The sequence below is a fragment of the Arthrobacter sp. 01T428 genome (genome assembly GCF_056398685.1).
In genome coordinates this window covers 80208-107018 of the sequence record NZ_JBFTPW010000003.1, presented here as the reverse complement: position 1 = coordinate 107018, position 26811 = coordinate 80208, and the positions used below count along the sequence as shown (strand labels likewise).

The window sequence follows — 26811 nt, the reverse complement described above, 5'->3', positions numbered from 1 at the left end:
CCATGGATCCTTCAACAATAATCGGCCTGTTCCTGGCCTTCGGCTCGGTGGTCGCCATGGTGACCCTCGAAGACGCCAATCTCATGGCCCTCCTGCTTCCCGCGCCCATGGTCCTGGTTTTCGGTGCCACCCTGGCCGTAGGTCTTGCCGGGAACACGTTCCGCGATACCGTGCGGGCGTTCAAGGACCTCCCCAAAGCGTTCAAAGGAAAGACCGACAAGCCGCAGGACAGTATCGACCAGCTGATCAGCCTTGCCGAGAAGGCGCGGAGCGAGGGGCTTCTCTCCCTCGAAGAGGCGGCCGCGGACGAGAAGGATCCGTTCGTGGCCCGGGCCCTCCAGAACATCGCCGACGGCACCGATGCCGAAGAATTGCGCATCCTCATGGAGGACGAGATCGATTCCAAGATGCGCAGCGACCACGTCTCCGCCAAGTTCTTCGCGAGCCTGGGCGGCTACGCGCCGACCATCGGCATTATCGGCACCGTGGTATCGCTGACCCACGTCCTTGAAAACCTCTCCTCACCCGATCATCTGGGACCAATGATCGCCTCCGCTTTCGTGGCCACGCTCTGGGGTTTGTTGTCCGCGAACTTCATTTGGCTGCCGTTCAGTTCGCGGCTCAAGCGACTGTCCGAGCTCGAAATCGAACGCATGACCCTCCTGATGGAGGGCATGCTGGCGGTACAGAACGGGACCCAGCCCCTCCTGCTCGCCGAACGGCTCCGCGCCATGGTTCCCCCGGACCGCCTCGGCAAGGCGAAATCCGCAAAGAAGGGCGACGACGACGAAGCCCGCCCCGGCAAATTCGCTTCGTCCAAGGCCGCATGAGGTCGCGGCGCCGCCGCGGTTCACCTCCGGCGGAAGAACACGTCGACGAACGCTGGATGGCTTCCTATATGGACATGGTCACGGTGCTCATGTGCATGTTCATCGTGCTCTTCGCAATGTCCACCGTGGACCAGGCCAAATTCGACAAACTCCGCAATTCTCTCGCCACGGGGTTCGGCACGGTGGCCAGCCAGAAGGTGGACACCGCCAGCGGGACGGTCGTTCCGCCGGAATACACCAGCGCCGACGCACAGGGATTCTCCAACTTGGACCTCGCACTCAAGGAAGCGGCCCGGCTCACCGCTTTGCGCGACGACATGAAGTCCAAGCTCGACGCCGCGGGGCTGGGAGCCAATGTGCAGTTCCAGATCAACGAACGCGGACTCACCGTGAAACTCGTAGGATCGCAGACCTTCTTCGAACCCGACCGACCGGAACTGACGCCCCGCGCGAGCCAGGTCCTTGGAATGATCGCCCCGACCATGGCGAAGGCGGCCCTTGAAATCATGGTGGAAGGCCACGCGGCCAACGGGGTCACCTCATACCCCTCTACGTGGGAGCTTTCTTCCGCCCGCTCCGTCAACGTCCTCCGGTACCTCGTCGACCATGGAGGAATTTCTCCAGGGCACATCGGCGCCGTTGCCTTCGGATCCGCCAGGCAGGTCAACGATGATTCCACCGAGGCGCTGATGGAACTCAACCGCAGGGTCGACGTCGTCGTCCTCTCGGACCGGCCCGAAGTGGTCCGCGCCCTGATCCCCGAGGCGCTCAAGGCGAGGGCCGGCGGCCAATAGCGGCCGGTGCGCTTGTCGCGGCGGTGACGGGACGGCGTCGGGCACCATGGAAGTGACGGGCGTGCCGAGGTACGCTCGTGGCATGACCCCGGAAGACATCGCCCGGCTCACGTACTTGCGCAAGGCCCGTGACCTGATCGACCGCGAGTACGCCAAGCCTCTCGACGTACCCACCATGGCCAGCCATGCGTTCATGTCACCGGCGCACTTTTCGCGGCAGTTCCGCGCCGCCTATGGCGAGACCCCTTACAACTACCTCATGACCCGCCGGATCGAGCGCGCGATGGCGCTCCTGCGCGGCGGAATGAGCGTCACCGACGCGTGCATGGAGGTCGGTTGTACGTCACTTGGCTCCTTCAGCTCGCGGTTCACTGAACTCGTCGGCGTGCCGCCGAGCACATACCGCGCCCGCGAGCACCTGGCCGTGGCTGCCATGCCCGCGTGCGTCGCGAAGATACGTACGCGGCCCAGCCGAAACGAAGCCAGCAAGCGTCTGGAAGCGCTGGCGGTCGGCGCAGACTGACTCAGGCCGTAGCCGGCCACGACTTCAGCAGAGGTTCCGCCCCGATGGGGCGGGACCTCTGCTGCGTCCGGGACGTCCACTAACCCGGGCAGAGCGCCGCCGGAAATACGGGTCACATTTGATTTGCGGAAGTTTCATAGCGTCACCACCGCATTTGAGGATTATTCTGAAGCCGTGCCAAATATTCGAGTATCTGAAGCGGCCCGGTTCCTCGGCGTCAGCGACGACACCGTCCGGCGTTGGACCGAGAACGGCATCCTGACTCCGGTCAAGGATGATTCAGGCCGGCTGGCCGTGGATGGGCTGGAACTTGCCCACGTCGCGCGGGACCAGGCCCAGCTGCCCGAGGATCCCACCCGGGTGGGCCGCTCGGCGCGCAACCGTTTCGTCGGCCTGGTCACCGGCATCACGGCCGACAAGGTCATGGCACAAGTGGAACTGCAGTGCGGTCCCTTCCGTGTCGTCTCCCTCATGAGCAGCGAAGCGGTCCGCGAGCTCGGGCTCGAACTCGGCTCGGTCGCCACAGCCGTGGTCAAGGCCACCACGGTCATCATCGAAACTCCCCAAGGAAAGAGCACCATATGAGGATCATCCCCAAACCTTTCGCCGCGGTGCTCGTCGCCGGCGCCCTCGCGGCCGGCATGACAGGCTGCGGTTCAAGCACTCCCGCAGGCACCGCAAACGGCGGATCCGCCAGCGCAAGCGAAACACCAAAGCTCTCCGGCACGGTGACGGTCTACGCGGCTGCCTCGCTGAAGGCAACGTTCACCAAGCTGGCCAGCGAATTCGAAGCTGCGAACCCGGGTACAAAAGTGGCCCTGAGCTTCGCCGGGTCTTCTGACCTCGTCACCCAGATCACCCAAGGCGCTCCGGCGGACGTCTTTGCCTCGGCTGACACGAAGAACATGGGCAAGCTTTCCGACGCCAAGCTGCTCGACGGAACGGCCAAGAACTTCGCCACCAACGTCCTGACCATTGCCGTCCCGCCGTCCAACCCGGCGTCGATCAGTTCCTTCGAGGACCTCGCCAAGCCGGGCGTCAAGGTGGTGCTCTGCGCCAGCCAGGTACCCTGCGGCTCCGCGGCCCAAACCATCGAAAAGGCCACCGGCACAACCCTGAAGCCCGTCAGTGAAGAGTCTTCCGTGACTGACGTCCTGGGCAAGGTCGCCTCAGGGGAGGCCGACGCCGGACTCGTCTACGTCACCGACGTCAAGGGCGCAGGGGACAAGGTCAAGGGCATCACTTTCCCGGAGTCGGACAAGGCCGTCAACACCTACCCGATCGGCACCGTTGGCACCAGCAAGAACAAGGACCTGGCTGCCGCGTTCATCGCCTTGGTGACGGGAAGCGAAGGCAAGAAGGTGCTCGGCGACGCCGGCTTCGGAACGCCGTGACCCTCCGGAAAGAAGCGAGCAGGATTCAAGAAGCGCTCGTCAACGCCCCGGACTAACGTCGTTGCCATGACTATTTCATTGCAGTACTCACATATCACTGTCAACGATCCCGACGAAGCGCTCACCTTCTACCGGGACGCCCTCGGCCTTGAGGTGCTCAACGACGTCGCGCAAGGCGGATTCCGGTGGGTGACTCTCGGCAGCAAGGACCAGCCGGGTGTTGAAATCGTGCTATCCGAACCGCATGCGGGCCGGTCCAAGGCCGACGGCGACTCCCTCCAGGAGCTGCTCACCAAGGGTGTCCTGGGGCCGATCGTCTTCCGCTCCGACGACGTCGACACGCTCTTCGAGAAGGTCAGGGCGTCCGGCGCGGAGGTCATGCAGGAGCCGATCGACCAGCCGTGGGGTCCCCGTGACTGCGCCTTCCGCGATCCTTCGGGCAACATGGTGAGGATTTCGCAGGCTCCGGCCGCGTAGCTTGGTCTATTCTTAGCGGTGAAGAGCAGCTGTTCCGGTTCCGCGTTCAACCGGGTTCTGCCGCAAAGGAAGATTCGGGGATCTGAGGCTCACCATGGATGCTGGCGCTGAGCTCTGCACGCCGTTTCTGACCCAGCTACCAGTAAGCGGTGCAGCCGTGTCCATGTTCGGCGGGGCCGCGTCGGAGACCCTCGTGTGCGCTAGCGACAAACTGGCGGCCAAGCTTGATGAGCTGCAGTTTGATTTGGGGGAAGGTCCAAGGTGGGAAGCCTTGCGCACCAAGCTCCCGGTTCTTGTCCCCGATGTGCGAAATTCGCATCCGTACTCGTGGCCGGTTTTCAGCAAAGCAGTCCTGGAGACCGAAGCTGCGGCGCTGTTTGTATTCCCGGTGACCCTGGGCGCTTTGGAGCTCGGGGTTGTGGAGCTCCACAATACGAAACCGGGGAGCCTGAGTTACGCCGATTATGCGACAGCATCGGTCCTTGCCGGCCAAACGGCATGGCATTTGTTGCGAGGGGTTCTGTCGGTGAACTCGCCCGACACAAACCCCGCCGTGGAAGCGGCGTTGATGTCCCGGCGGGAGATCCACCAGGCCACGGGAATGGTCCTGGCACAATCAGGGAGTTCCGCTGCCGATGCACTTTTGTTGATGCGTGCACACGCGTTCGCGCATGCGCTGACATTGCGCGAAACAGCCGAGGCAGTGCTGCAGGGACGCCTGAGTTTTGCCCCGGGGAATGACGCGCACGGCAGCGGCGGTCTGCAGTAATATGGCGACATGGTGACGACAAGCCGCGCCGAGCGCGTCAGCGCGGCCTTCGTAAAGATCACGAACACGTTGGTCGCTGACTACGACGTGCTGGACTTGCTCCATGCGCTCGTCGAGGCATCCGTGGATCTGCTCGATGCCGCCGCCGCCGGGTTGCTGCTTGCAGATCCTCACGGCGAGCTGCAAGTCCTGGCCTCCACCAGCGAGCGAAGCCAGCTGGTTGAAATACTCCAGCTGCAGGCGGGCTCCGGTCCTTGTGTTGAGTGCTACCGGACAGGAACGCCGGTGGTCGTGGAGGACATAGCGTCCTTGACCGGCCAATGGGACGAATTCCGGGCGGCCGCCCTTTCGCAGGGATTCCGTTCCGTCCACGCGGTACCGATGCGCGTTCAAGGAAGAACCATCGGAGCCATGGGTCTATTCGGCGAACGGTCCGGCGCCCTGACGCCCGAGGACGTTGCCATCGGCCAAGCGCTGGCGGACGTTGCGACGATCGGCATCCTGCAGGAACGCACCATCCGCGAATCGGCGGTTGTCAACGAACAGCTTCAGCGCGCCCTGAACAGCCGGGTCCTCATCGAACAGGCCAAGGGGGTCATTGCCTACACTGCCGGAGTCAACATGGAAGAGGCGTTCGGGCGCTTGCGCTCATTTGCACGCGCCAACAACCAGAATCTGCATGACACGGCAGCGCGTGTCATCAACCGGACCCTGACTCTATAGGCGGCAAAGACCGTCCGCCGAGCTAGGGTCTGGTAACCGGGCGAATCCGGAGAAATTCCTGGTGGGACGCTAATTCGATGCCCAGTGCTGCCGCCGAAATGTCCTCGAGAGCATCCATCATCGATTCGAAGGCAGCCCCGTTTCCGGGTTCCGAATTCTCATCGCCGAATTGAATCGACCGGAAGAACGTAAAGCGCGCCACTTTTATTTTTAGCTCCGCGATGAGTTCGTCGATCTCCGCCAACGGGTAATCCCGCCAAGCTTCGGACTCTGCTGTGGCCGCGGGACGCCGGGCGTGGGAGGTGCGGGTGCTGGGGTCGCCTGGCATGATGTGTGATGTCCTCCTGGAGCGTGCGCCGACGATTGGCGCTGCCAGGGTCCAGGGCAACACACCTAGCCTATCCGACATGCCATCACGCGGAAAGGCTCTGATAAATAGTCCCTTACCCCTGCACTTTCCTTGCCGATAGTGGCAACCGTGAGTGAACAGGAAGATCAATCGGCGGGACGGCAGCGCACCGTGGACGTCTATGACTTCCGCAGGCCCACCACCTTGCCGCGACAGCACAGCCGCGTCCTGGAAGTCGCCTTCGAGACGTTCGCCCGCCAATGGGGAACACAGCTGACGGCCAAGGTCCGCGTGAAGTCCACCGCGACCCTTGAACAGCTCATCATGCAGAGCTACGACGAATACGCCGCATCCCTCCCTTCGGTCACGGCGATGGTGCTGTGCCGCATTGAGGGCAGCGAATCGCGGCTGGTCATGCAGTTTCCTGCCACGGCGGCATTGTCCTGGGTCACCCGCATGCTGGGCGGGGCCAGCGAGACGGCGGTCCCGGATCGTAAGTTCACCCAGATCGAGCAGTCCCTCATCAGCCGCATGGTGGAAGACGGACTCGAGGACCTGAGCTATTCCCTTGGCGCCCTGCTGACCACCCCTGTGCGCATGGACGTTATCCAGTACAACTCCCAGTTCGCCCAGGCCGCGGCTCCGGCAGAGCTCATGATCGTGGCCTCCTTCACCGTGAAGGTGGGCGAAAGCCTTGCCGCAGCCAGCCTCGCGATTCCCGCCGACATCCTCCTTTCCGGTCTTGGCGACGTGAATCCCACTGTCCACAGCCGCGACGCCGAGGCGCTTGTCCGCGCCCAGGTCACCCAGGTGCCGGTGGACGTCGCCATCCAGTTGAGCCCCACTCCGGTGACGCCGGCGCAGATCCTGGGCCTCGCCGTCGGGGATGTCATTCCGCTGCCGCACCTGGAGAACCGGCCGTTCGACGTCGCCATCAACGGCACCCGCCTGGCCACCGCGGCACCGGCCCGTAACGGCTCCCGTGCAGCCGCCGTCATCGTCACAATCGAGGAGAACCAGCGATGAGCATCACCCTGACCCTGCACGAGTCCGCGGCCGAGCGTTTGGCGATGCAGCTGCCGACCCCTGCCACGCTGCGCGTCTCCGGCATTGTCCCGCCCCAGGCCGCTGCGCCATATGCACCCCTTGCGATCACCGCCACGTTCGTGGGCGCCGTGACTGCGGACTTCGCACTCATCCTCACCGACCGTTCCTTCCTTGCCGCTGCCGGCGGGTTGAACGGCGTCGTCTCGGGCGGAGTCGTGTCCGTCGTTGACGTACTGCGCCCCGCGATTGAACACGCGGCTGACGCGTTCGACGCCGGCGTGCTGGGGGAGTTGCGTGAAGAAGACGCCGCCGGACTGCTGTCCGACTCCGAAACCGCTGTTTTTGAATTGCGTCAATCTCCCGTGTCCGACGGCGGGCAGGCATTCGGCTGGTTCGCCGTGCGGGTCCGCGAACACGGGACCGTCCAGGACGCGGCCGCCGCACGGAACGCCCAGGTGGGTGCCGTTTCGTCACGCCTTGGACTGATCAGCAACGTCGAAATGGCCCTCACCGTGGAAATCGGCCGCACCCGCATGTCCGTGCGCGACGCCCTCGCCCTGGAACCGGGCAAAGTGATCGAACTGGACCGCTCGGCCGGCGCACCCGCGGACGTCCTCCTCAACGGACGGCTGATTGCCCACGGTGAAGTGGTCGTCGTGGACCAGGACTATGCCGTGCGCATTACCCGCATCCTGGACGTCGCCGAGGGAATCTACTAGATGGATTCGCTCATCCTCGGGCTGCGCGTGCTCGTGGCCTTGGGCGCGGTGCTGGGGCTCATTTGGGTCCTGCAGCGCCGCCTTCTCAAAGGAAAGGCCAAGGGCCGACGCCGGGCCAACACCACGCTGACGGTGGTCAGCCGGCAGAGTGTCGGACAGAAGGCCTCCGTAGTGGTGGTCGACGCCGGCGACAAACGCTTCCTTTTGGGTGTCACCGAGCACGCCATCAACGTCCTGCATAGCAGCGACGTCCCCGTGGAGGTTCTGGAGACCGCTCCCGCACCCGAGAGCTTTGCCGACATCTTCCGCGACGCCGGTAGCGCGGCACGTGCGGACAAGGGGCCCCAAGCCGCTGCATTTCAAGGCAGCGCACTCACGCGCCGCAGCGGGATCCACCGCCGCAGCGAACCGGACAAAACACAGCCCATGCACGGCTCCATCCTTGCCGGTTCCACCTGGCGGCAGGCCGCCGAGGCCATCAGGGGACGCCGGAATTGATCCTGACTCTTGGGCCTGCCGGTGCCCCACGCACCGGCAGGATATTGCTGGCCGTGCGCAGGACACTTCCCGCGGTGCTCTGTGTCCTGTTGCTGACAGCCCTCTTCCTGTGGCTGGGCGCGTCAATTGGACATGCGGCACCGGTCAGCCCGACGCCACCCACCGCGCCCGCAGTTCCCACCGCGCCGGCGCAGCCGTCGAACGGCAACGTCAGCATCAATATCAATGGCCTCGATGGAAAGCCATCCACGGCGGTGGTGACTCTGATCGGGATCACGCTACTCTCGGTCGCGCCTGCCCTGCTGCTCATGATGACCTCGTTCACCAAGATCTTCGTGGTGCTCGCGATGACCCGCAACGCCTTGTCCCTCCCGTCCATCCCGCCCAACCAGGTGCTGGCCGGACTGGCGCTCTTCCTGTCCCTGTTCGTGATGTGGCCCGTGATCTCGGAGATCAACAACGTCGGCATCCAGCCCTACCTGAACGGGACACTGGACTTCAACGGAGCCGTTTCGGCGGGGTCCGCGCCGCTCCAGCACTTCATGGTGGCCCACACCCGCCAAGAAGACATTGCCCTCATGACCCGGGCGGCCAAACTGGATAACCCGGCCAACCCGCAATCGGTCCCGCTACAAACCCTTATCCCCGCGTTCATGATCTCCGAGCTCAGGGCAGCGTTCATCATCGGTTTCGTCATTTTCATCCCGTTCCTGGTGATCGACCTGGTGGTCTCGGCCGCGCTGATGTCCATGGGCATGATGATGCTTCCGCCGGTGATGATCTCGTTGCCCTTCAAAATCCTGCTGTTCATCCTGGTGGACGGCTGGGGATTGGTGATCACCGCCCTGATCCAGAGCTATTCGAGCGGCTGATGGATACCAACGCAGTCCTGGACATTTGCCTCCAGGCCCTGATTCTTGCGGCCAAGCTGGCCGCGCCCGCCTTGGTGACCGCGCTAGTGGTGGGCCTCGCCATTTCCCTCCTGCAATCCATCACCCAGCTTCAGGAAGCCACTCTCTCCTTCGTGCCCAAGGCAGTCGCCGTGGCCGTGGCCCTGGTGGTGTGCGGGCACTGGATGATCACCGAGGCCGTCTCCTTCACCAACGAGCTCTTTGCCCGGATACCCGCGCTGATCGGCGGAGCGTGAAGTGGAGCTGCCCTTCAACCAGTCCTGGCTTGAGGTCCTCTTGTTGGCCTCCGTCCGGATGACGGCGTTCCTGGTGGTGGCCCCGCCCTTCTCGCACCAAACTATTCCGCTGCGGATCAAAGGGATGCTCGGCATCGGATTGGGGCTGGCCGTTTCCCAACGTCTCTCCGCCGGCTACACCTCCAAGGACACCGCCGGCTTCATCACGGCCGTGGTCCTTGAGCTCGTGACCGGGTTGGTCCTTGGCTTCCTCGTTCTGCTCGTCTTCGCGGCCATCCAATCGGCCGGCAGCCTGATAGACCTCTTCAGCGGCTTCCAGATGGCCCAGGGCTTCGATCCCCAGATGATGATCAACGGGGCCCAATTCACCCGGTTGATGCAGATGGCCGCCCTGGCCCTGCTTTTCGCCTCGGACGGCTACCAGCTGGTGATCGGCGGCTTGACCGGGAGTTTCACGGCCTTGCCGCTGGCTGGAGGACTGGATTTGGCACAGCCGGTGCACGCGATGATTTCGGCTGTCACCGGGATGTTCCTCTCCGCGGTGCAAATCGCCGGGCCGCTCCTTGTGGTGTTGGTACTCGCCGATATCGGGCTGGGGCTCCTCACCCGTGTAGCGCCCGCCCTGAATGCTTTTGCCCTGGGCTTCCCGCTCAAGGTCCTCATCACCCTCGGGCTTGCAGGGTTCCTGTTCCTGGCACTGCCGCGCCTCGTTGCCATGCTCGCCGAGCAAGCGGCGAACACACTGATGGGGGTGGGCTGATGTCGGATTCACAAGAGAAAACCGAGCAAGCCACGGACAAACGGATGCGGGAAGTCCGGTCCAAAGGGCAGCTTTCCCGCTCGCAGGACCTCACCGCCTGGCTCGCCGTCGGATCCGCCGCGGCCATGATTCCGTCCACCATCGAGCGTGCCTCCAACGCTGCGGCTGACCAACTGTTCACCGTCCGCGGAGTCATCGCGAACCCCGAGCCCGGCAAAGCCGTCGCGGCGCTCGACGCCGGGTTCGGTTCCCTGGCCCAAGTGCTGGGGCCCCTGTTCGGGGTGGTCATGGTGGTGGTGCTCGCCGGATCCGCGTTGCAGGGCGGCATCCACTTCAAGAAGTTCCGCGCCGAGTTCGAGCACTTCAACCTCCTCAGTGGCCTCAAGCGGATCTTCGGCACCCAGGCACTGTGGGGCGGCCTGAAAGCGCTCCTCAAGACCGCCGTCGTCGGACTTGTCCTTTACGCCGTTGTGCAGGGGCTCATCCCGGTGCTGCTCACTGCCGGGGGACTGCCGGTGTCCGGCATCCTTTCGGCAGCAGTCGGGGGCATCGGTTCGTTGATCCAGTTCGCCGTGCTGGCGGGCCTGGTCCTAGCTGCCGCGGACATCTTCGTGGTCATGCGCCGCAACCGCAAGAAGACGCGCATGTCCAAGAAAGAAATCAAGGACGAAAACAAGAACAGCGACGGCGATCCCCTGATCAAGTCCCAGCGGCGTTCGCGCCAATTGAGCATGAGCCGGAACCGCATGATCGGCGCGATCGCGGACGCCGACGTCGTGATCGTCAACCCGACGCACGTCGCCGTCGCGCTGAAGTACGACGCCGGCAAAGCGGCACCGCGCGTCGTGGCCAAGGGAGCGGGGGTGATCGCTGCCCGCATCAGGGAAGAGGCGGAGGCGACATCGGTTCCGATGGTCCAAGACATCCCGCTGGCGAGGGCACTGCACTCGGCCTGCGAGCTGGGCCAGGAAATCCCCGTGGAGCTGTACCGGGCCGTGGCGGGAGTCCTGGCGTTCGTCATGTCACTCAAGGCCAGGGGAGCGGCACGCGGAATGCACCGTTTGCCGCAAGAAAGGACACAGCCATGAACAGATTCGCCAGGCTCACCGTGCCGGTGGGAATCGTGGGCATCGTACTGCTCCTAGTTGTTCCGGTACCCGCGCCGCTGCTGGACTTCCTGATCGTCTGCAACATCCTGCTCGCCTTGTTGATCCTGCTCACGAGCATGTTCGTCAAGAAGCCCTTGGACTTCTCCGTCTTCCCGTCGTTGCTGCTCGTGGCCACGCTGTTCCGGCTGGGGCTCAACGTCGCGTCCACCCGGCTGGTGCTGGGACAAGGATTCGCCGGGCAAGTGATCGACGCTTTCGGCAAGGTCACCGTGGGCGGCTCCATGATCATCGGCGCCGTGGTGTTCCTGATCCTGGTGGTCATCCAGTTCGTCGTGGTCACCAAGGGCGCCGAGCGCGTGGCCGAGGTGGGAGCCAGGTTCACCCTCGACGCAATGCCCGGCAAGCAGATGGCCATCGACGCGGACCTCAACGCCGGCCTTATCACTGACGCCCAGGCCCGCAAACGCCGTGCCGAGGTTTCCGCCGAGGCCGACTTCTACGGCGCGATGGACGGTGCCTCGAAATTCGTCAAGGGCGATGCGATCGCGGGCATCATCATTATCATCATCAACTTTGTCGGTGGCATTGCCATCGGCGTGCTGCAGCGCGGCATGAATGTCGGCGACGCGCTGAATTCCTACGGCCTCTTGACCATGGGCGACGGGCTGGTCACCCAGATTCCGGCCCTCCTCATGGCCGTGTCCACGGGCATGATCGTCACCCGGTCCAATGCCGAGGAAGACATGGGCCGCACGGCCTCCTCGCAGCTTATGCAGTCGCCCAACGCCTTGCTCATCGCGGGGCTGGCCGCCGTCGCCATGGCGCTCATCCCCGGCATGCCAGTCGTGCCCTTCCTGCTGGTGGGCGCTGCCCTGCTGTTCGGCTCGAGGCGCCTCGAGGCGCAGCAGAAGAAGCACAACGAGGCGGAGGACGCCAAGGAAGCGGCCACCTTAAGCTCCGAAGAAGACCCCAACGAGCGGCTCATGCAGGACATGCGTGTCCACCCGGTCGAGATCCTGCTGGCTCCGGACCTTGTTGACATGGTCTCCGGCGCCTCGGACGACCTCCTGGCCCGCGTCCGTTCCTTGCGCCACAAGATCGCCATGGAGTTGGGGATCGTGATTCCACCCGTCCGCACGCGCGACAACGTCGAGCTGCCGCCGTCCACCTATGCCATCCGCATTGCCGGAGTGGAAGCCGGACGCGGCACGGCGCCGTCGGGCAAGTTGCTGGCCCTCGGCGATTACCTTGACGCCTTGCCGGGTACCTCCACCGTGGAACCTGTCTTCGGGCTGGCCGGCAAGTGGATTCCCAGCGAGATGCGCCACAGCGCGGAAATGACCGGAGCAACGGTGATCGACCGGGTTTCCGTGCTGGTGACCCATTTGTCGTCGATCGTGTCCGCCAACGCCGCAAGGCTCCTGACCCGCGAGGACGTCAGGGTGCTGACGGAAGGCGTGCGCAAGCAGAGCCCGGCCGCCGTCGAGGAGCTCATTCCGGGACTGATGTCCCTGGCGGAGGTGCAGCGGGTGCTGCAGGGCCTCCTCGAAGAACAGGTCCCCATCAACGATCTTCCGCGCATTTACGAGGCCCTTGCCCTCCGTGCCAAGGTTTCCACCGAGCCCGAGGCCCTGGTCGAAACCGCCCGGCAATCCCTCGGCCCGGCGCTCGCGGCCAAGTTCCTAGACGGCACGGTGCTTAACGTGATCATGATCGATCCGCTCCTGGAGCAGTCCATGCTTGAGGACATGCGTCCGGCCGAAGGGGGTACCCAGATCGTGATGAGCCAAGCCCGGCTGGATGCCGTCCTGGCCTCTGTGCAGTCTTCGGTGGAGGCCGCGGCAAATGCCGGACGGCAAGCTGTCCTGGTGTGCGCCCCGGCGCTGCGGCCCGCCGTCCGGCGGCTCGTGGCAGCTCCCGACGGCGGTGTTCCCGTGTTGTCCTACCGCGAAGTGACGTCCGCAAACATCCAGATCGAAACCGTGGGGGTGGTCCGCCATGCCGAAGCAATACAAGCTTAAGGGCGCATCCCTGGACGCCATCCGCCAAAAAGCCGAGCAGCAGTACGGGCCCGGGGCTCGGATCGTCGCCGCCGAGAAGGTCACCAACCCCGGAATCGCAGGGCTCTTCGCGGCCAATCGCTACGAGGCCACGATCGAAGTTCCGGCAGCGGGTTCATCCCCACTAGCTAGCAATAGTTGTCGTTCTGACGGCCCAGAACGACAACAACTGCGAGTTAGTTGGGAGGGCCCTGCGGGCGGGGAGGCGCATGCGTTGCAGGGGCCCGCGATCGCCGCGCTCCTGGAGCAAGCCGACGCCGCCGAGATGGACCTGCACCGGCCCGAGGCAGCCGTTTCAACGGCCTCCCCGGATTTTGCCGGGATGTTGGAGCAGTTAGGAAAGGAGTTCCAGGCGCCGGTTTCCGGACCGCAAGGGTTGCTGACCGCGTTGCCGGCGGCCGCCGTCGGGCACGGCGTTCCTGTGGCCGTACCCGTGCCGCTTACCGGCAGCGGCAACCTGATCATCCTGCTTGGCCTCGGCGACGACGCCTTGGGACCGGCGCTGGAAGTGTCCATCGCCGAGGGCGGTTCCGACGTCCGGACAGCCGGAGCGTTGACAGCTTTCGGGCACCTCCACGTGGCGGGGCGCCAGGGCGCGACGGCGGCGCGCGCCCAAGCGGTGCTCACCGGCCAAACCGTGCTGGTGGCGTACGGTCTCGGCCGGCAGGGCGAAACCGTGACGCATGCGGCGGACATCGCGGCGCTCGCCGCAGACCAGGTGTGGCTGGTTGTTGACGCCGGGCGGAAGGCTGAAGACACGGCGGCCTGGGTCCGGGCGCTCTCCGCAGCCCTTGCCGCCGAGGGAGTCACGCTTGACGCCCTTGCTGTTTTCGGCGCGTCGGAGACTGGAAGTCCCGAGACGGTCAACGGGCTGGGTCTCCCCATCGGGTGGGTGGACGGCAAGCCCGCCCGCGTTGCCGTGCTCGGAAAGGTAGATTGAGAGCATGCTGGTACTGACACGTAAGCCGGGCGAACAGATCATGATTGGTGAGGACATTGTCATCACCGTCATGGAAGGCCGCGGCGACGGCGTGCGGATCGGGATCGAGGCACCCCGAGGGGTGTCCATCCAGCGTCGCGAAGTGGTCGAGGCGATCGCCGCTGCCAACCTCGCCGCTGCCCAGGCCGGCCCCGAAGCCGAGGAGCTCGTTGCCGGGCTGCGCCCGCCTGTCCGGAAACCGGGCAAGGACTAGGCGCGTACTACTCCAACCCCAGGAACTCCCTGAGGAGCGGCAGCGAGCAATCCCTGGTCACGGCCAGGGCCCGTTCGATATTGGCGCTTTCCGCAAGCAGCATCACGTCATCCACGGTGTCCGCACACGCGACCGCTCCCGGCGCTGCCAGGGCTGCGTCGCCGGGCTGAACGGAGCCAAGCGGCGGGTTCCCGGCCCCTTGCAGCCCCATCTGGAGAGCCTCGACGTTGGCCGCCGCGGTTGTTTCGACTTGCTTGAGCACCAGGACCAGCTCACGGTGGTGTTCTTGCAGCAGTTCCGGCCAGACTCCGGGCGGGGCCACTGAAGCGATCATCGGCAGCGTGGCGTTGGCCGACAGCCGCCATTCAATAGCCACGGCCGACGATTCGATGTTCCGGGCAAGCGTGTCGAAACGAAGGTTTTCCAGGACCTTTTCCACGTCAGCGGCAGCGAACTTCAACCAATGCCAGTTGCCTGCCCGAACGTGCAGCAGCTGTGTTTCAAGCCGGTACAACAGCAGTTCCAGCTGTCTCCGCTCACGCCACAGCGTCGCCGAAAGCTCATCCGCCCCCACGGTTCCCCATTCCCCGGTTTGGACTCGGAACATGGTTCCGAGTCCTGTTTTTCTATCTTTTTCATGAGCGTACACGCATTGTTATTTTCCAGATGGTATGTTCACTGAATACATGTCTGTTCCATGTAATCTTCGGCACGTTGCACCGTCTCAGCAGCTTGCCCATGAAGCCCCTGGAACCAGGCTTGGCAACTCAATAAACAGGTCTCATGGGGGGACTAATTTTGAATCGCGAAGAACGCAACGAGTTGGTGCTGCAGCACTTGCCGCTCGTTGGCTATTTGGTGTCGGAGCTCTGCGCGAGAGCTTCTCATTTGTCGCGCGACGATTTCGCGTCGGTGGGTTCCGTGGCGTTGATAACGTCTGCCGATTCCTTCGATCCGAACCTCGGAGTCCCCTTCGGCGCGTTTGCGCGCCGCCGGATCGTCGGAGCCTTCGCGGACGAGATGCGGGCCAGCGACTGGGCCACCCGGTCAGCGCGCAAACGCATCAAGGAAACCATGTCGGTCCAGGAGACGCTCTCCGGGGTCCTTGGCCGCACGCCTTCGGTCGCCGAGACCGCATCGGCCCTGGGTGTCGAACGAAGCGTGGTGGAAGCCGCCCTGGCCGATGCCGCGCGGACCCTGTCGCCGCTGGACGACGTCGTCGTGGACACCGTCGCGGCGGAGACCATCTCCCCGGAGCATTCGGTCCTTGCTGATGAGCGACTCAAGTACCTTCGCGCCGCCGTCGAGGCCCTGCCGGAGAAGATGCGTTACGTCGTCGAGGAGATCTACTTCGGCGGGCGGACCGTCAAGGAACTCGCCGAGGAACTCGGGTCCACCCACGCCGCGGTCTCCCAACAGCGCGCCGAGGGTATCCGCCTCATGCGCGACGGGCTGTCCGCGCATTACGCGGACGATCCCGGGCAATCCTTCGAGCCCCAATCGCGCATTACCGCCCGACGCCGGCACGACTACCTCTCCACCCTCGCCACCGCCACCCTGGGCGGAATCACCCGGAGTTTCAGCTCGCCTGATGCTGCGTTGAACCGGGCCGTCTAGCCTCCGCCTACTTTGCGGTCGGCACGCGGCGGAGCACGACGGCGGCAAGGACTGCCGCTCCCGCCATCAGGACGAGCCCGATCGCCGCTGTGATGTGGACCCCCGATTCAAAGGCGGCACGTGCCGCCGCGGTGAGGGCATCGCCCAATGGTTGGGGCAGCGTGGCCGCCGCGTCCACGGCTCCGGCGAGCGTCTCCCTCGAGCGTTCGCCCGCGTGGCCGGACAATTCGCCAGGAAGCAACAAGTGGTGTTGGTAGGACGCGGTCAGGATGGAGCCAAGCACGGCTGTGCCCAGCAATGATCCGAGTTCGTAACCCGTTTCGGAGATCGCCGATGCAGCACCCGCTTTATCGGCGGGAACCGCGCCGAGGATCAGGTCATTGGAGATGGTCTCCGCTGAGCCGACCCCGATGGCCAGCAGCAGGAGTGCCGTCAAAAGGTACCCTGGCCCCTGGCTGTGGTTGCCCAGGGCGGCCACCAGGTATCCCACTGCGCTCAGTGCCAGGCCCGATGCCACCACCAGGCCCGGGCGGATCCGCTTGACCAGCGGAACCACCACCAGGCCCGCAACGATGGTGGCAAGCAGGGCCGGAACCATCGCGATCCCCGCCTGCATGGGGGATTGGCCTTCCACGAGCTGCAAGTGCTGCGCGAAGAAGTAGATGAAGCCGGTCATGGAGAACAAGGACAAGACGTTGGCCGTGATGGCCGTGCTGAAGACCTTGTTCCGGAAAAGCCGAACGTCCAACATAGGCGATGCCAATGAGCGCTGCCTGCGGACGAAGACAATTCCCATGGCCAGGCCGAACGCCATGAAGGCCGCGGGTCCGGGGCCAAAACCGTGCACGGCGGCCTCCTTGATGCCATAAACCACCGGGGCCATGGTGAAGATGGAGAGCACGATGCTGGGAACGTCGGGCTTTCCCGGATTGCGGTCCTTGGACTCGGGGATGAGGAAGGGGCCGAAGGCGAGTAGCGGCAGCAAAAGTGGCACTGCAACCAGGAACACGGCTCCCCACCAGAAATGCTCCACGAGCCAACCACCGAAGATCGGCCCGAGCGCGGCGCCGCCGGAGAATCCCGCTGCCCACACGGCCACGGCGAGCCGGCGGCGGTTCGGGTCCGGGAAGATGTTGCGGATCAAGGACAGCGTGGACGGCATGAGCATGGCTCCGAAGATGCCCATGCTGGCGCGTCCTGCAATGAGCCACTCAGCCGACGGCGCGAACGCGGTGGCCGCGGAAACCGCGGCGAAGCCTGTGCTGCCGATCAACAGCAAGCGGCGGCGGCCGATCCTGTCTCCCAGGTTTCCCATGGACACCAAAAGCGCTGCGAGCACCAGCGGATAGGCATCCACGACCCACAGCAGCTGCACGCCCCCGACTTCCAGCGACCGGGCGATTTCCGGCAGGGCAAACGTCAGCGCCGTATTGTCCACAGCCACCAGCAGCACCGGGAACATCAGGAGTGCCAAGGCAGCCCAATCGCGCCACGGGGCGGATTGGATCGAAGAGGTACGGGGGTGCTGGGTAGTGGACGGCGTGAACATGAAGATAACTGTACCGTCTGGACGGTATAGTTTCAATCTGACTCAACGACCTGCCGCATCGAACTAAGGGATGATTGACACCATGCCGCGAAAACCTATTGCCCGGGACGCTGTCCTGGATGCCTTTGAAGCCCTGCTGATCGAGGTGGGGGAGCGGGCTGCCACCCTGGATGCCGTCGCCAAGCGCGCCGGCGTTTCCAAGGGCGGTTTGCTCTACCATTTCCCCAACAAAGAAGCCATGATCAGCTCCTTGCTCGAACGCATGGACGGGCTGGCTGCGCTGGACATCGCGGCAATGAAGGCGGCCCCCGAAGGTGCGGCCGCGTTCTTCATCAAGTCTTCCCTGTGGGCGGACACCCCCTTGGACCGGGTGTTCGTGGCAGCCACGCGGCTCGCGGAAGTAGCCCATGAAGAAACCCGAAGGCGCTTCGCGGGGATCCAGCAACAATGGCTCGATGTGCTCGCGGAGGAAGTGGGGCCCGAGATGGCCAAAGCTGTCCGGTACATGGGCGATGGACTTTACTTCAACGCAATGCTCGAAGGCGGTGCCGGCGATACGGAAGTCAAGGCCAGCGCAAGGAGCGCCGACGTCGGTGCGCTGTTGGCCGCCGTCGAACGCCTCCGTGCCTAATGGCGCGGCCCAACTGGCTCGCAGTTGTTGTCGTTTAGAGGCTCCAAAACGACATCTAGTGCGAGTCAGCTGGGAAAGTCAGTCGGCTCGGTGACCATATTTGCGGACGCGGGCAGTCCATAGGACAATTGGGAGTTGTGGCAGCCGTCACCGGCAACCACAATCCGATTCATACAACTGAATACGCCTTTGATCTGCGGCGGGAGAGTCCTGCAGGCATGTGATGCAGGCGCCGTAGGAGCAAATCCTCCCCAGGAATCTCTCAGGCCCACGCACCGCCGCGGCAAGGCAACTCTGGAAAGCAGCGCGCTGACGCGTGCTCACCGACGGTGCAAGCGGAAAAGTGCCACAAGCACGGTTTCGCGGAAACTCTCAGGTCCAATACAGAGCGGGGAGGAACCCGATTAGCTGTGGCGTACCCACGCCGCCTTATTAATGGAGTTCCTTCGTGACGGTTAGTTCAACCTCCACTACGTTCGTTGACCGGCATATCGGCGCCCGCCGCCAGGCCGACATTGACATCATGCTCAAGTCTGTTGGCTACGACAGTGTCGATTCGCTCGTAGACACCGCGGTTCCCAATGACATCCGCCAGGATGTCGCATTGACGCTCCAGAACGCCCTCAGCGAGGTCGAGGTCCTGGCCGAGCTGCGCAAGCTGGCGGCCAAGAACAAGACGGCCGTGCAGATGATCGGCCAGGGCTATTACGACACTGTCACTCCGCCGGTGATCCGCCGCAACATCCTCGAATCCCCGGCCTGGTACACGGCGTACACCCCGTACCAGCCGGAAATTTCCCAGGGCCGCCTCGAGGCGCTGCTGAACTTCCAGACCATGGTCCAGGACCTCGTGGGCCTGCCCATCGCCAACGCTTCCCTCCTGGACGAAGCCACCGCCGTCGCCGAAGCGGTCCTCATGATGCGACGCGCCAACAAGAACAAGACCGCCCACGACGGCAAGACCGTGCTCGACGCCGATTGCCTCCCGCAGACGATTGCCATCGTGAAGGGCCGCGCCGAGGCGCTGGGCTTTGAGGTGGAGATCGCTGACCTGTCCAGGGGCCTGCCCGAGGGCGACATCAACGGCATCGTGCTGCAGCAGCCGGGCGTTTCCGGCCGGGTGTTCGACCACTCCGCCGTGATTGCCGCCGCCAAGGAACGCGGCGCCCTGGTTACCGTCGCCGCGGACCTCCTCGCCCTCACCTTGATCACACCTCCGGGCGAGCAGGGTGCCGACATCGCGGTCGGCTCCACCCAGCGCTTCGGCGTGCCGCTGTTCTTCGGCGGCCCGCACGCCGCGTACATGGCCGTCCAGAAGGGCCTCGAGCGTTCCATGCCGGGCCGCTTGGTGGGCGTTTCCAAGGACGACGCCGGCACTCCCGCCTACCGCCTGGCGCTGCAGACCCGTGAGCAGCACATCCGCCGCGAGAAGGCGACGTCCAACATCTGCACCGCGCAGGCACTGTTGGCCATCGTGTCCTCGATGTACGCCGTCTACCACGGCCCCGACGGCCTGAAGGCGATTGCCGAGACCGCCCACAACCACGCCCGCACCCTGGCAGCGTCCCTCAAGGCCGCGGGCCTTGAGGTCCTGCACGGCAGCTTCTTCGACACCGTCACCGTCCGGGTCCCGGGCAAGGCTGCCGAGATCGTTGAAGCCGCCGAGGCCAAGGGCATCAACCTGCGCGGCATCGACGCCGACACTGTTGGCGTCTCGGTTGACGAGACGACAACAAAGGAAATCGTCGGCGGCGTCCTTGATGCTTTTGGTGTCGTCGCGGTGTTTGGTGCTGAGCTACTTGAGTCCGGTGAGGGTTTCGCGCTGGAGGCCGCCGTCGAGCGTTCTTCGGACTACCTGCAGCACCCGGTGTTCAACACGCACCGATCCGAGACCCAGCTGCTGCGCTACATCCGCAAGCTGTCGGACCGTGACCTAGCGCTGGACCGCACCATGATCCCGCTGGGTTCGTGCACCATGAAGCTGAACGCCACCGCCGAGATGGAAGCCATCTCCTGGCCGGAATTCGCCTCGATCCACCCCTTCGCCCCGGATTCCCAGACCGAGGGCTGGCGCGAACTGATCGAAGATCTGGAAGCTGACCTGACGGAGATCACCGGTTACGACCAGGTCTCCATCCAGCCCAACGCCGGTTCCCAGGGCGAGCTCGCGGGCCTGCTGGCCATCCGCGGCTACCACCACTCCCGCGGGGACCTTCAGCGCAACGTCTGCCTCATCCCGGCATCCGCACACGGCACCAACGCCGCCTCGGCGGTGCTGGCCGGCATGAAAGTGGTCGTGGTGGCCACGGCTGCCGATGGCACGATCGACCACGCGGACCTGCAGGCCAAGATCGACGCTAACAAGGATGTCCTTTCGGCGATCATGATCACGTACCCGTCCACGCACGGAGTGTACGACGCCGACGTCCGCGAAATCTGCGACTCGGTGCACGCGGCCGGCGGCCAGGTGTACGTTGACGGCGCGAACCTGAACGCCCTGGTTGGCCTGGCCCAGCCGGGCAAGTTCGGCGGCGACGTGTCCCACCTGAACCTGCACAAGACCTTCTGCATCCCGCACGGCGGCGGCGGACCCGGCGTCGGCCCGGTCGCGGCCAAGGCACACCTCGCACCCTTCATGCCGGGCGATGCCAACAAGGCGGCGCACGAAGACGGCGCTTCTTTGCCAGGGACTGGCGTTGCGATTTCCGCTTCGCGTTACGGCTCCGCGGGTGTGTTGCCGATTTCCTGGGCCTACGTGAAGCTCATGGGCGGCGAAGGCCTCACCGAGGCCACGAAGTCCGCGCTGCTCGCTGCGAACTACATCGCCTCGCGCCTGAACGAGTACTTCCCGGTCCTCTACACCGGTGAAGGCGGACTCGTGGCCCACGAGTGCATCCTTGACCTGCGCGAACTGACGGCCAAGACCGGCGTCACCGCCGAGGATGTGGCCAAGCGCCTCATCGACTACGGCTTCCACGCACCCACCCTGGCGTTCCCGGTAGCGGGCACACTGATGGTGGAGCCCACGGAGTCCGAGGACCTTGGGGAGATCGACCGCTTCATCGAAGCCATGATCACCATCCGCAAGGAAATCGACCAGGTTGCCCACGGCGACTTCACGGTGGAGAACAGCCCGCTGCGCCACGCACCGCACACCGCGGCCGCCGTCGTCTCCTCGGACTGGAACCGTGAGTACTCCCGCGAGCAGGCCGTCTTCCCGGTCCACCACCTCAAGCAGGACAAGTACTTCCCGCCCGTCGGCCGCATCGACGGCGCCGCAGGCGACCGCAACCTGGTCTGCTCCTGCCCGCCGATCGAAGCCTTCGAGAACTAAAGGACTCCTCACGATGACTGAGAACTACACTGCGCTCTACGAAGAGCACAAGAAGCTCGGCGCTTCCTTCACCGATTTCGGTGGCTGGCAGATGCCCCTGAAATACTCCTCCGAACTGGCCGAACACCACGCAGTACGTAACGCCGCCGGCTTGTTCGACCTTTCCCACATGGGCGAAGTCTGGGTCACCGGTCCGGAAGCCGCGGCTTTCCTGGACTACGCCTTGGTGGGCAAGATCTCCGCCATGTCGGTTGGCAAGGCCAAGTACTCACTGATCTGCCAGGAAGACGGCGGCATCATCGACGACCTCATCACGTACCGCCGCGGCGACGCCAAGTTCCTGGTGGTTCCGAACGCCGGCAACGCCAAGGTTGTCGCCGAGGCGCTGGCGCAGCGGGCAGCCAACTTCGACGTCGTCGTCGAGGACGCCTCCGCGGCAACCTCGCTGATCGCCGTCCAGGGTCCCAAAGCGGAAGCAATCCTCCTCCGCTTGGTCCCGGCCGAACAGCACTCCCTCGTCACCGGGCTCAAGTACTACGCCGCCGTTGAGGTGCCCTTCACCTTTGCCGGGAACACCACGGATCTGCTGCTCGCCCGCACCGGTTACACGGGCGAGGACGGCTTCGAAATCTTCGTGGACAACGACGCCGCTGCCGCCCTGTGGCAAGCAATCGCGGACGTTGCCGAGGACGGCGAGCTGATCCCCGCCGGCCTGGCCTCACGCGACTCCCTGCGCCTCGAAGCCGGGATGCCGCTGTACGGCAACGAGCTCTCCCGCGAAGACAACCCCTTCTCGGCAGGCCTGGGCCCTGTTGTCTCGCTCGCCAAGGAAAGCGACTTCGTAGGCCGCGCTGCCCTGGAAGCCCTGAAGGCTGAGGGCGCCGGTTCCACCAGCGGCCGCAAGCTGGTTGGCCTCAAGGGCTTGGGCCGCCGCGCCGGCCGCAGCCATTACCCGGTCCTCAAGGACGGCGCAGTTGTCGGCGAAGTCACCTCCGGCCAGCCCAGCCCCACCCTCGGCTACCCCGTAGCGTTGGCCTACGTCGACGTCGAACACGCCGAACCGGGCACGGCCCTGGACGTGGACTTGCGCGGCAAGTCCGAGCCGTTTGAGGTTGTCGCCTTGCCGTTCTATAAGCGGACCAAATAAGTTTCGGATGGGTGACCGTGGTTGCGTTTAGCCCGTCGGGACCGACATCCTCTGCGGGCTCGGTCGCGAAAGACGCCCGCTGAGCGGACGTGACGCTCCCTTAGACGCCCGCTGCCGGATGCCGGTCCCGATGGGGCCGTCCTCGTCACCTTTGGTTATCGAACTGATGGGTGGTTATCGAACAGAAGGGCGAACGGTATGGACCTCGGCTCACCCTTGGTGCCTCTGTTGCGAACCTGCACCTGTCGCGTTCGATCGCCCTAGGTTTTTGGAAGGTGGGCTACCTCCCGCAGGTTGGCCCACTGGAACTGAATCGGCCTACTGGAACCACGGGTCACCTACTAAACCCGAAAGGGCCAGCGTTCTTTTCCGGAACTGTTGGCCCCGAAAACTGAACAAGCCTCTAGCGGTGGGGGAGCGGCATCCGGCAGCGTGCGTCAAAGCGACGAAGGAGCAGCACGCAGAGGATGGCGGCCCCCGCCGCGTAACCTGACCACAACTGTTTTCTTAGACCAACGCAAAGGAAAAAACATGGCAAAAGTTGCACCTGAACTCCAGTACTCCGACGAGCACGAGTGGGTTGCCCGCGAAGCCGGCAACCTTGTGTCTGTCGGCATTTCCGCCGTGGCCACCGACGCCCTCGGCGACATTGTGTACGTTGACTTGCCCGAGGTCGGTGCCGCTGTGACTGCGGGGGAGACCTGCGGCGAGGTTGAGTCCACCAAGTCCGTCTCGGACCTGTACTCCCCGGTGACGGGCGAGGTCACGGAAGTGAACTCCGCCGTCGTCGACGATCCCGCACTGATCAACAACGATCCGTATGGTGCGGGGTGGCTCTTCAAGGTGGCCGCCGAGTCCGACGGTCCGCTGCTTTCCGCGGAGGAATACGCTTCCAAGAACGGTGGCGAGCTGTGAGCGCCGCAACCGGGGCCGCAGGTACCGATAACACCCTGTTCGAGCAGGTAGTTTCGCCGAGCCTGGACACTGTCTTGTCCGTGCTGGATCCGGAGATCGCGGCAAAGATCGACGACGAGCTGAACCGCCAGCGTTCGGGCCTGGAAATGATCGCGTCCGAGAACCACACCGCCGTGGCCGTCATGCAGGCGCAGGGCTCGGTCCTGACCAACAAGTATGCCGAGGGCTACCCGGGCAAGCGCTACTACGGTGGCTGCGAGCACGTGGACGTCATCGAGCAGCTCGCGATCGACCGCGTGAAGGCACTCTTCGGCGCAGAGTACGCGAACGTGCAGCCGCACTCCGGTGCCCAGGCCAACGCCTCGGTGATGCACGCCCTCATCAAGCCGGGCGACACCATCATGGGCCTGAACCTGGCCCACGGCGGGCACCTGACGCACGGCATGCGGATCAACTTCTCCGGCCGCCTGTACAACGTGATCCCGTACCAGGTCCGCGAAGAGGACCACCGGATCGACATGGCCGAGGTGGAGCGCCTGGCACTCGAGCACAAGCCGGCGCTGATCGTGGCCGGCTGGTCCGCCTATGCCCGCCAGCTGGACTTCGCCGAGTTCCGCCGCATCGCCGACCTGGTGGGCGCGTACCTCATGGTGGACATGGCGCACTTCGCCGGCCTCGTGGCCGCCGGCCTGCACCCGTCCCCGGTCCCGCACGCGCACGTCACGACGTCGACGACGCACAAGACCCTCGCCGGTCCGCGCGGCGGCATCATCCTGAGCAACGACGCCGACATCGCCAAGAAGATCAACTCCGCGGTCTTCCCGGGCCAGCAGGGCGGCCCGTTGGAGCACGTGATCGCCGGCAAGGCCGTGGCCTTCAAGATCGCCGGTTCGGAAGAGTTCAAGGAACGCCAGGAACGCGTGCTGGCCGGTGCCCGGATCCTGGCCGAGCGCCTCGTCCAGCCCGACGTCACCGCCAGGGGGATCTCCGTGATTTCCGGCGGCACGGACGTGCACCTGGTGCTCGTGGACCTGCGCAACTGCGAACTCGACGGCCAGCAGGCCGAGGACCGCCTCGCCGCGATCGACATCACCGTCAACCGCAACGCGGTTCCGTTCGACCCGCGCCCGCCGATGGTGACCTCCGGTCTGCGGATCGGCACCCCGGCATTGGCAACACGCGGTTTCGGTGAAGCGGCGTTCCGTGAAGTTGCGGACATCATCGCTGAGGCACTGATCGCCGACGCCGGCGCGGACCTCTCCGGCCTGCGTCACCGCGTGGAGGCACTCGCCGCCGCGCACCCGCTCTACCCGGGCGTCGCGAACCTCGCGTAGTCAGAGATCGGATCGGCAACGCCCGTCGGGTCCGACCTCCTCGGCATGCTCGGTCGCGTAGACGCCCGCTGAGCGGACGTGACGCTCCCTTAGACGCATGCTGCCGGAGGCCGGGCCCGAAGGGGCCCTCTGGTCGCCTCCTTTGAAGCGCGAGAACATTGACCGTTCGCTCTGGTGACGGCTAGACAGCGGGTGAGCGTATTCCGGAAGCGTGCGTCAAAGCGACGAAGGAGCAGCACGCGGAGGAATGCGGTCACCCGCCACCCATCCCCAACCACCCACCATCTAGTTAGGAACCGACAATGGCTGTTGGCGTCTTCGATCTTTTCTCTATTGGGATTGGTCCTTCGAGTTCGCATACCGTGGGGCCGATGCGGGCTGCTGCGGTCTTTGCGGGTGAGCTGAAGGATTCCGGTGCCCTGGAACGGGTGGCGTCGCTGCGCGTTGATCTGTATGGTTCCTTGGCTGCCACGGGCCGGGGGCACGGCACCATGACTGCGGTGCTGCTGGGCCTGGAGGGTTACCACCCCGAGGAGATCCTCCCCGAGGAAGTGGAGGAACGGCTCGCGTCAATCGCCGAAACCGGCACACTGAACCTTTGCGGCGCCGTCGATCCCGAATCGGGGGTGTCGCTGCCGTACGGGGAAGCGGACATGATCCTGCACCCGCTCACAGTTCTTCCCCGGCATACGAACGGGATGAAGTTCTCCGTGTCCGACGCCGACGGCGAGGTGCTGCACGAGGCCACGTTCTTTTCCGTGGGCGGTGGTTTCATCGTCCGGGAGGGTGAAGAGGACGCGGCCCAGAAGGAACTGGAGGAGTCCAAGAAGGAACTCCCGTTGCCCTTCCGTACTGCCGCTGAACTCATGGGCCGTTGCTCCTCCAAGGGGCTTGGCATCTCGGACATCATGTTTATCAACGAACGCGCCTCCCGCACCGAAGAGGAAATCCGTGAAGGCCTGCTGCACATCTGGTCCGTCATGGAGGCCTGTGTTGAAACGTCCCTCAAGCGCGAAGGCGTGCTGCCCGGCGGACTGAAGGTCCGCCGTCGGGCCCCGGACTGGCACGAGCGTCTCCTGAAGGAAACCAAAGACCAGGATCCTGACTACCGGGATCCGAAGTACTGGCAGGAATGGGTGAACCTGATCGCGTTGGCCGTGAACGAGGAAAACGCCTCGGGCGGCCGCGTGGTCACCGCGCCCACCAACGGCGCCGCCGGGATTATTCCTGCCGTGCTGTACTACGCCCTGCATTTCGCCCCCGGCATGGACAAGGCCACGCAACAGGACCGCGACGACGTCGTGGTGAAGTTCCTGCTCGCCGCGGGCGCCGTCGGGGTGCTCTACAAGGAGCAGGCATCGATCTCCGGCGCCGAAGTGGGCTGCCAGGGCGAGGTCGGCTCCGCTTCCTCGATGGCCGCCGCCGGATTGGCCGAAGTCATGGGCGGCTCCCCGGGACAGGTGGAAAACGCTGCCGAGATCGCAATGGAACACAACCTCGGACTAACCTGCGACCCGATCGGCGGACTCGTGCAGATCCCGTGCATCGAACGCAACGCGATCGCAGCGGCGAAGGCCATCAACGCGGCGAAGATGGCGCTCTGGGGGGACGGCACCCATCGCGTCTCCTTGGACGAGGTCATCGTGACCATGCGCGAGACCGGCAAGGACATGTCCTCCAAATACAAGGAAACCGCCATGGGCGGCCTCGCCGTCAACGTCGTGGAGTGCTGACCGCCGCTTCTTGATATTCGAGGCGGCGGCCACCCGATGGCCAAGCGGGGCCCAGCAATGCTGCGGATGCCATGGCGGCGAATACCGACCACCAGCTGTTGCTGCGGCCGGTGGTGAGCGGCGGAATGGGGCGGTAGACGATCAACGGATCCTCCTGGT

General features: G+C 64.7%; 28 protein-coding genes and 2 riboswitches. Of the genes, 25 read left to right on the top strand and 3 right to left on the bottom strand.

All coding sequences use genetic code 11. From position 1 onward, the window contains the following. Positions 1 to 2: 2 nt before the first annotated feature. From AC1DJB_RS05830 to AC1DJB_RS05795, 8 genes are all read left to right on the top strand, one after another. Complete coding sequence (locus AC1DJB_RS05830; protein ID WP_307052744.1) at positions 3 to 830, top strand: motility protein A; 828 nt, start codon at positions 3 to 5, stop codon at positions 828 to 830. Next, positions 827 to 1624: an OmpA/MotB family protein gene (locus AC1DJB_RS05825; RefSeq protein ID WP_059388229.1), complete on the top strand. Its 798-nt coding sequence runs from the start codon at positions 827 to 829 to the stop codon at positions 1622 to 1624. Before AC1DJB_RS05830 ends, AC1DJB_RS05825 begins: the two co-directional genes overlap by 4 nt. A gap of 82 nt (positions 1625 to 1706) precedes the next feature. Next, complete coding sequence (locus tag AC1DJB_RS05820; protein ID WP_284989589.1) at positions 1707 to 2147, top strand: helix-turn-helix transcriptional regulator; 441 nt, start codon at positions 1707 to 1709, stop codon at positions 2145 to 2147. 174 nt (positions 2148 to 2321) lie between these two features. Continuing rightward, positions 2322 to 2732, top strand: coding sequence for a TOBE domain-containing protein (locus AC1DJB_RS05815; protein WP_059388228.1), 411 nt, complete (start codon positions 2322 to 2324; stop codon positions 2730 to 2732). Next, entirely contained in the window at positions 2729 to 3541 is an 813-nt protein-coding gene (gene modA / locus AC1DJB_RS05810) for a molybdate ABC transporter substrate-binding protein (RefSeq protein ID WP_307052745.1), read from the top strand. The genes AC1DJB_RS05815 and modA overlap by 4 nt, the downstream gene beginning before the upstream one ends. 66 nt (positions 3542 to 3607) lie before the next feature. After that, positions 3608 to 4018 (top strand): VOC family protein, encoded by a 411-nt coding sequence (locus AC1DJB_RS05805; protein WP_059388226.1) that lies wholly within the window; start codon positions 3608 to 3610, stop codon positions 4016 to 4018. Positions 4019 to 4112: 94 nt separating this feature from the next. Continuing rightward, the gene (locus tag AC1DJB_RS05800) at positions 4113 to 4787 is read left to right on the top strand and encodes a GAF and ANTAR domain-containing protein (RefSeq protein ID WP_059388225.1); all 675 of its coding nucleotides are present in this window, start codon (positions 4113 to 4115) and stop codon (positions 4785 to 4787) included. A gap of 9 nt (positions 4788 to 4796) precedes the next feature. After that, positions 4797 to 5510: a GAF and ANTAR domain-containing protein gene (locus AC1DJB_RS05795; protein ID WP_059388224.1), complete on the top strand. Its 714-nt coding sequence runs from the start codon at positions 4797 to 4799 to the stop codon at positions 5508 to 5510. Positions 5511 to 5532: 22 nt separating this feature from the next. On the opposite strand, the gene AC1DJB_RS05790 is transcribed toward AC1DJB_RS05795, so the two are convergent. Next, a complete protein-coding gene (locus tag AC1DJB_RS05790) occupies positions 5533 to 5754 on the bottom strand; it encodes a hypothetical protein (protein ID WP_148667462.1) in 222 nt (73 codons plus the stop codon). Positions 5755 to 5988: 234 nt separating this feature from the next. Here AC1DJB_RS05790 and AC1DJB_RS05785 point away from each other — a divergent pair, with 234 nt between their 5' ends. Genes AC1DJB_RS05785 through AC1DJB_RS05740 form a run of 10 tightly spaced genes read left to right on the top strand, consistent with a single transcriptional unit; the run spans position 5989 to position 14392 of the window. Continuing rightward, on the top strand, positions 5989 to 6885 hold the full coding sequence (locus AC1DJB_RS05785) for a flagellar motor switch protein FliM (protein WP_284989592.1): 897 nt from the start codon (positions 5989 to 5991) through the stop codon (positions 6883 to 6885). Further along, positions 6882 to 7625 (top strand): flagellar motor switch protein FliN, encoded by a 744-nt coding sequence (fliN, locus tag AC1DJB_RS05780; protein WP_332601736.1) that lies wholly within the window; start codon positions 6882 to 6884, stop codon positions 7623 to 7625. The genes AC1DJB_RS05785 and fliN overlap by 4 nt, the downstream gene beginning before the upstream one ends. Continuing rightward, entirely contained in the window at positions 7626 to 8123 is a 498-nt protein-coding gene (gene fliO, locus AC1DJB_RS05775) for a flagellar biosynthetic protein FliO (RefSeq protein WP_441432745.1), read from the top strand. It begins immediately after the preceding gene. A 53-nt stretch (positions 8124 to 8176) separates the two neighbouring features. Continuing rightward, a complete protein-coding gene (gene fliP / locus AC1DJB_RS05770) occupies positions 8177 to 8995 on the top strand; it encodes a flagellar type III secretion system pore protein FliP (protein ID WP_441432746.1) in 819 nt (272 codons plus the stop codon). Continuing rightward, entirely contained in the window at positions 8995 to 9270 is a 276-nt protein-coding gene (gene fliQ, locus AC1DJB_RS05765; RefSeq protein ID WP_059388219.1) for a flagellar biosynthesis protein FliQ, read from the top strand. Before fliP ends, fliQ begins: the two co-directional genes overlap by 1 nt. Before the next feature lies 1 nt (position 9271). After that, positions 9272 to 10030 carry a flagellar biosynthetic protein FliR gene (locus AC1DJB_RS05760; RefSeq protein ID WP_307052750.1) on the top strand — a complete coding sequence of 253 codons (759 nt, stop codon included), beginning with the start codon at positions 9272 to 9274 and terminating at the stop codon, positions 10028 to 10030. Beyond that, positions 10030 to 11118, top strand: a complete 1089-nt coding sequence (locus AC1DJB_RS05755) for an EscU/YscU/HrcU family type III secretion system export apparatus switch protein (protein ID WP_306963032.1) — start codon at positions 10030 to 10032, stop codon at positions 11116 to 11118. Before AC1DJB_RS05760 ends, AC1DJB_RS05755 begins: the two co-directional genes overlap by 1 nt. Then, entirely contained in the window at positions 11115 to 13160 is a 2046-nt protein-coding gene (locus AC1DJB_RS05750) for a flagellar biosynthesis protein FlhA (protein ID WP_307052751.1), read from the top strand. The genes AC1DJB_RS05755 and AC1DJB_RS05750 overlap by 4 nt, the downstream gene beginning before the upstream one ends. Beyond that, positions 13138 to 14139 (top strand): hypothetical protein, encoded by a 1002-nt coding sequence (locus AC1DJB_RS05745; protein ID WP_441432747.1) that lies wholly within the window; start codon positions 13138 to 13140, stop codon positions 14137 to 14139. Before AC1DJB_RS05750 ends, AC1DJB_RS05745 begins: the two co-directional genes overlap by 23 nt. Before the next feature lie 4 nt (positions 14140 to 14143). Continuing rightward, on the top strand, positions 14144 to 14392 hold the full coding sequence (locus AC1DJB_RS05740) for a carbon storage regulator (RefSeq protein WP_284989600.1): 249 nt from the start codon (positions 14144 to 14146) through the stop codon (positions 14390 to 14392). A 7-nt stretch (positions 14393 to 14399) separates the two neighbouring features. Here AC1DJB_RS05740 and AC1DJB_RS05735 read toward each other — a convergent pair whose 3' ends face one another. After that, entirely contained in the window at positions 14400 to 14999 is a 600-nt protein-coding gene (locus AC1DJB_RS05735) for a hypothetical protein (RefSeq protein WP_441432748.1), read from the bottom strand. A gap of 176 nt (positions 15000 to 15175) precedes the next feature. Between AC1DJB_RS05735 and AC1DJB_RS05730 the strand changes: the two genes are divergently transcribed. Then, complete coding sequence (locus AC1DJB_RS05730; RefSeq protein ID WP_284989602.1) at positions 15176 to 16009, top strand: sigma-70 family RNA polymerase sigma factor; 834 nt, start codon at positions 15176 to 15178, stop codon at positions 16007 to 16009. Positions 16010 to 16016: 7 nt separating this feature from the next. On the opposite strand, the gene AC1DJB_RS05725 is transcribed toward AC1DJB_RS05730, so the two are convergent. Then, the gene (locus AC1DJB_RS05725) at positions 16017 to 17558 is read right to left on the bottom strand and encodes an MFS transporter (protein WP_441432749.1); all 1542 of its coding nucleotides are present in this window, start codon (positions 17556 to 17558) and stop codon (positions 16017 to 16019) included. 82 nt (positions 17559 to 17640) lie between these two features. On the opposite strand from AC1DJB_RS05725, the gene AC1DJB_RS05720 reads away from it, so the two are divergent. The 6 genes from AC1DJB_RS05720 to AC1DJB_RS05695 all read left to right on the top strand — a co-directional run bounded on the left by AC1DJB_RS05720 (position 17641) and on the right by AC1DJB_RS05695 (position 26652). Then, positions 17641 to 18189: a TetR/AcrR family transcriptional regulator gene (locus AC1DJB_RS05720; protein WP_441432750.1), complete on the top strand. Its 549-nt coding sequence runs from the start codon at positions 17641 to 17643 to the stop codon at positions 18187 to 18189. A gap of 190 nt (positions 18190 to 18379) precedes the next feature. Next, positions 18380 to 18477: riboswitch (glycine riboswitch) on the top strand. A 1-nt stretch (position 18478) separates the two neighbouring features. Then, a riboswitch (glycine riboswitch) is annotated at positions 18479 to 18586 on the top strand. A gap of 51 nt (positions 18587 to 18637) precedes the next feature. Beyond that, a complete protein-coding gene (gene gcvP / locus AC1DJB_RS05715; protein WP_332601728.1) occupies positions 18638 to 21523 on the top strand; it encodes an aminomethyl-transferring glycine dehydrogenase in 2886 nt (961 codons plus the stop codon). A gap of 13 nt (positions 21524 to 21536) precedes the next feature. After that, positions 21537 to 22670: a glycine cleavage system aminomethyltransferase GcvT gene (gcvT, locus tag AC1DJB_RS05710; RefSeq protein WP_332601727.1), complete on the top strand. Its 1134-nt coding sequence runs from the start codon at positions 21537 to 21539 to the stop codon at positions 22668 to 22670. Positions 22671 to 23201: 531 nt separating this feature from the next. Then, a complete protein-coding gene (gene gcvH, locus AC1DJB_RS05705; RefSeq protein WP_059388212.1) occupies positions 23202 to 23585 on the top strand; it encodes a glycine cleavage system protein GcvH in 384 nt (127 codons plus the stop codon). Then, positions 23582 to 24919 carry a serine hydroxymethyltransferase gene (glyA, locus tag AC1DJB_RS05700; RefSeq protein ID WP_476910024.1) on the top strand — a complete coding sequence of 446 codons (1338 nt, stop codon included), beginning with the start codon at positions 23582 to 23584 and terminating at the stop codon, positions 24917 to 24919. The genes gcvH and glyA overlap by 4 nt, the downstream gene beginning before the upstream one ends. A 302-nt stretch (positions 24920 to 25221) precedes the next feature. Next, complete coding sequence (locus AC1DJB_RS05695) at positions 25222 to 26652, top strand: L-serine ammonia-lyase (RefSeq protein ID WP_476910023.1); 1431 nt, start codon at positions 25222 to 25224, stop codon at positions 26650 to 26652. Positions 26653 to 26811: the final 159 nt, after the last annotated feature.

Coding starts and splice junctions, on each gene's coding strand:
- AC1DJB_RS05830 (WP_307052744.1), top strand. CDS start 3: ATGGATCCTTCAACAATAATCGGCCTGTTCCTGGCCTTCGGCTCGGTG.
- AC1DJB_RS05825 (WP_059388229.1), top strand. CDS start 827: ATGAGGTCGCGGCGCCGCCGCGGTTCACCTCCGGCGGAAGAACACGTC.
- AC1DJB_RS05820 (WP_284989589.1), top strand. CDS start 1,707: ATGACCCCGGAAGACATCGCCCGGCTCACGTACTTGCGCAAGGCCCGT.
- modA (WP_307052745.1), top strand. CDS start 2,729: ATGAGGATCATCCCCAAACCTTTCGCCGCGGTGCTCGTCGCCGGCGCC.
- AC1DJB_RS05805 (WP_059388226.1), top strand. CDS start 3,608: ATGACTATTTCATTGCAGTACTCACATATCACTGTCAACGATCCCGAC.
- AC1DJB_RS05800 (WP_059388225.1), top strand. CDS start 4,113: ATGGATGCTGGCGCTGAGCTCTGCACGCCGTTTCTGACCCAGCTACCA.
- AC1DJB_RS05795 (WP_059388224.1), top strand. CDS start 4,797: ATGGTGACGACAAGCCGCGCCGAGCGCGTCAGCGCGGCCTTCGTAAAG.
- fliN (WP_332601736.1), top strand. CDS start 6,882: ATGAGCATCACCCTGACCCTGCACGAGTCCGCGGCCGAGCGTTTGGCG.
- fliO (WP_441432745.1), top strand. CDS start 7,626: ATGGATTCGCTCATCCTCGGGCTGCGCGTGCTCGTGGCCTTGGGCGCG.
- fliQ (WP_059388219.1), top strand. CDS start 8,995: ATGGATACCAACGCAGTCCTGGACATTTGCCTCCAGGCCCTGATTCTT.
- AC1DJB_RS05755 (WP_306963032.1), top strand. CDS start 10,030: ATGTCGGATTCACAAGAGAAAACCGAGCAAGCCACGGACAAACGGATG.
- AC1DJB_RS05750 (WP_307052751.1), top strand. CDS start 11,115: ATGAACAGATTCGCCAGGCTCACCGTGCCGGTGGGAATCGTGGGCATC.
- AC1DJB_RS05745 (WP_441432747.1), top strand. CDS start 13,138: ATGCCGAAGCAATACAAGCTTAAGGGCGCATCCCTGGACGCCATCCGC.
- AC1DJB_RS05740 (WP_284989600.1), top strand. CDS start 14,144: ATGCTGGTACTGACACGTAAGCCGGGCGAACAGATCATGATTGGTGAG.
- AC1DJB_RS05735 (WP_441432748.1), bottom strand. CDS start 14,999: ATGTTCCGAGTCCAAACCGGGGAATGGGGAACCGTGGGGGCGGATGAG.
- AC1DJB_RS05730 (WP_284989602.1), top strand. CDS start 15,176: ATGGGGGGACTAATTTTGAATCGCGAAGAACGCAACGAGTTGGTGCTG.
- AC1DJB_RS05725 (WP_441432749.1), bottom strand. CDS start 17,558: ATGTTCACGCCGTCCACTACCCAGCACCCCCGTACCTCTTCGATCCAA.
- AC1DJB_RS05720 (WP_441432750.1), top strand. CDS start 17,641: ATGCCGCGAAAACCTATTGCCCGGGACGCTGTCCTGGATGCCTTTGAA.
- gcvT (WP_332601727.1), top strand. CDS start 21,537: ATGACTGAGAACTACACTGCGCTCTACGAAGAGCACAAGAAGCTCGGC.
- gcvH (WP_059388212.1), top strand. CDS start 23,202: ATGGCAAAAGTTGCACCTGAACTCCAGTACTCCGACGAGCACGAGTGG.
- AC1DJB_RS05695 (WP_476910023.1), top strand. CDS start 25,222: ATGGCTGTTGGCGTCTTCGATCTTTTCTCTATTGGGATTGGTCCTTCG.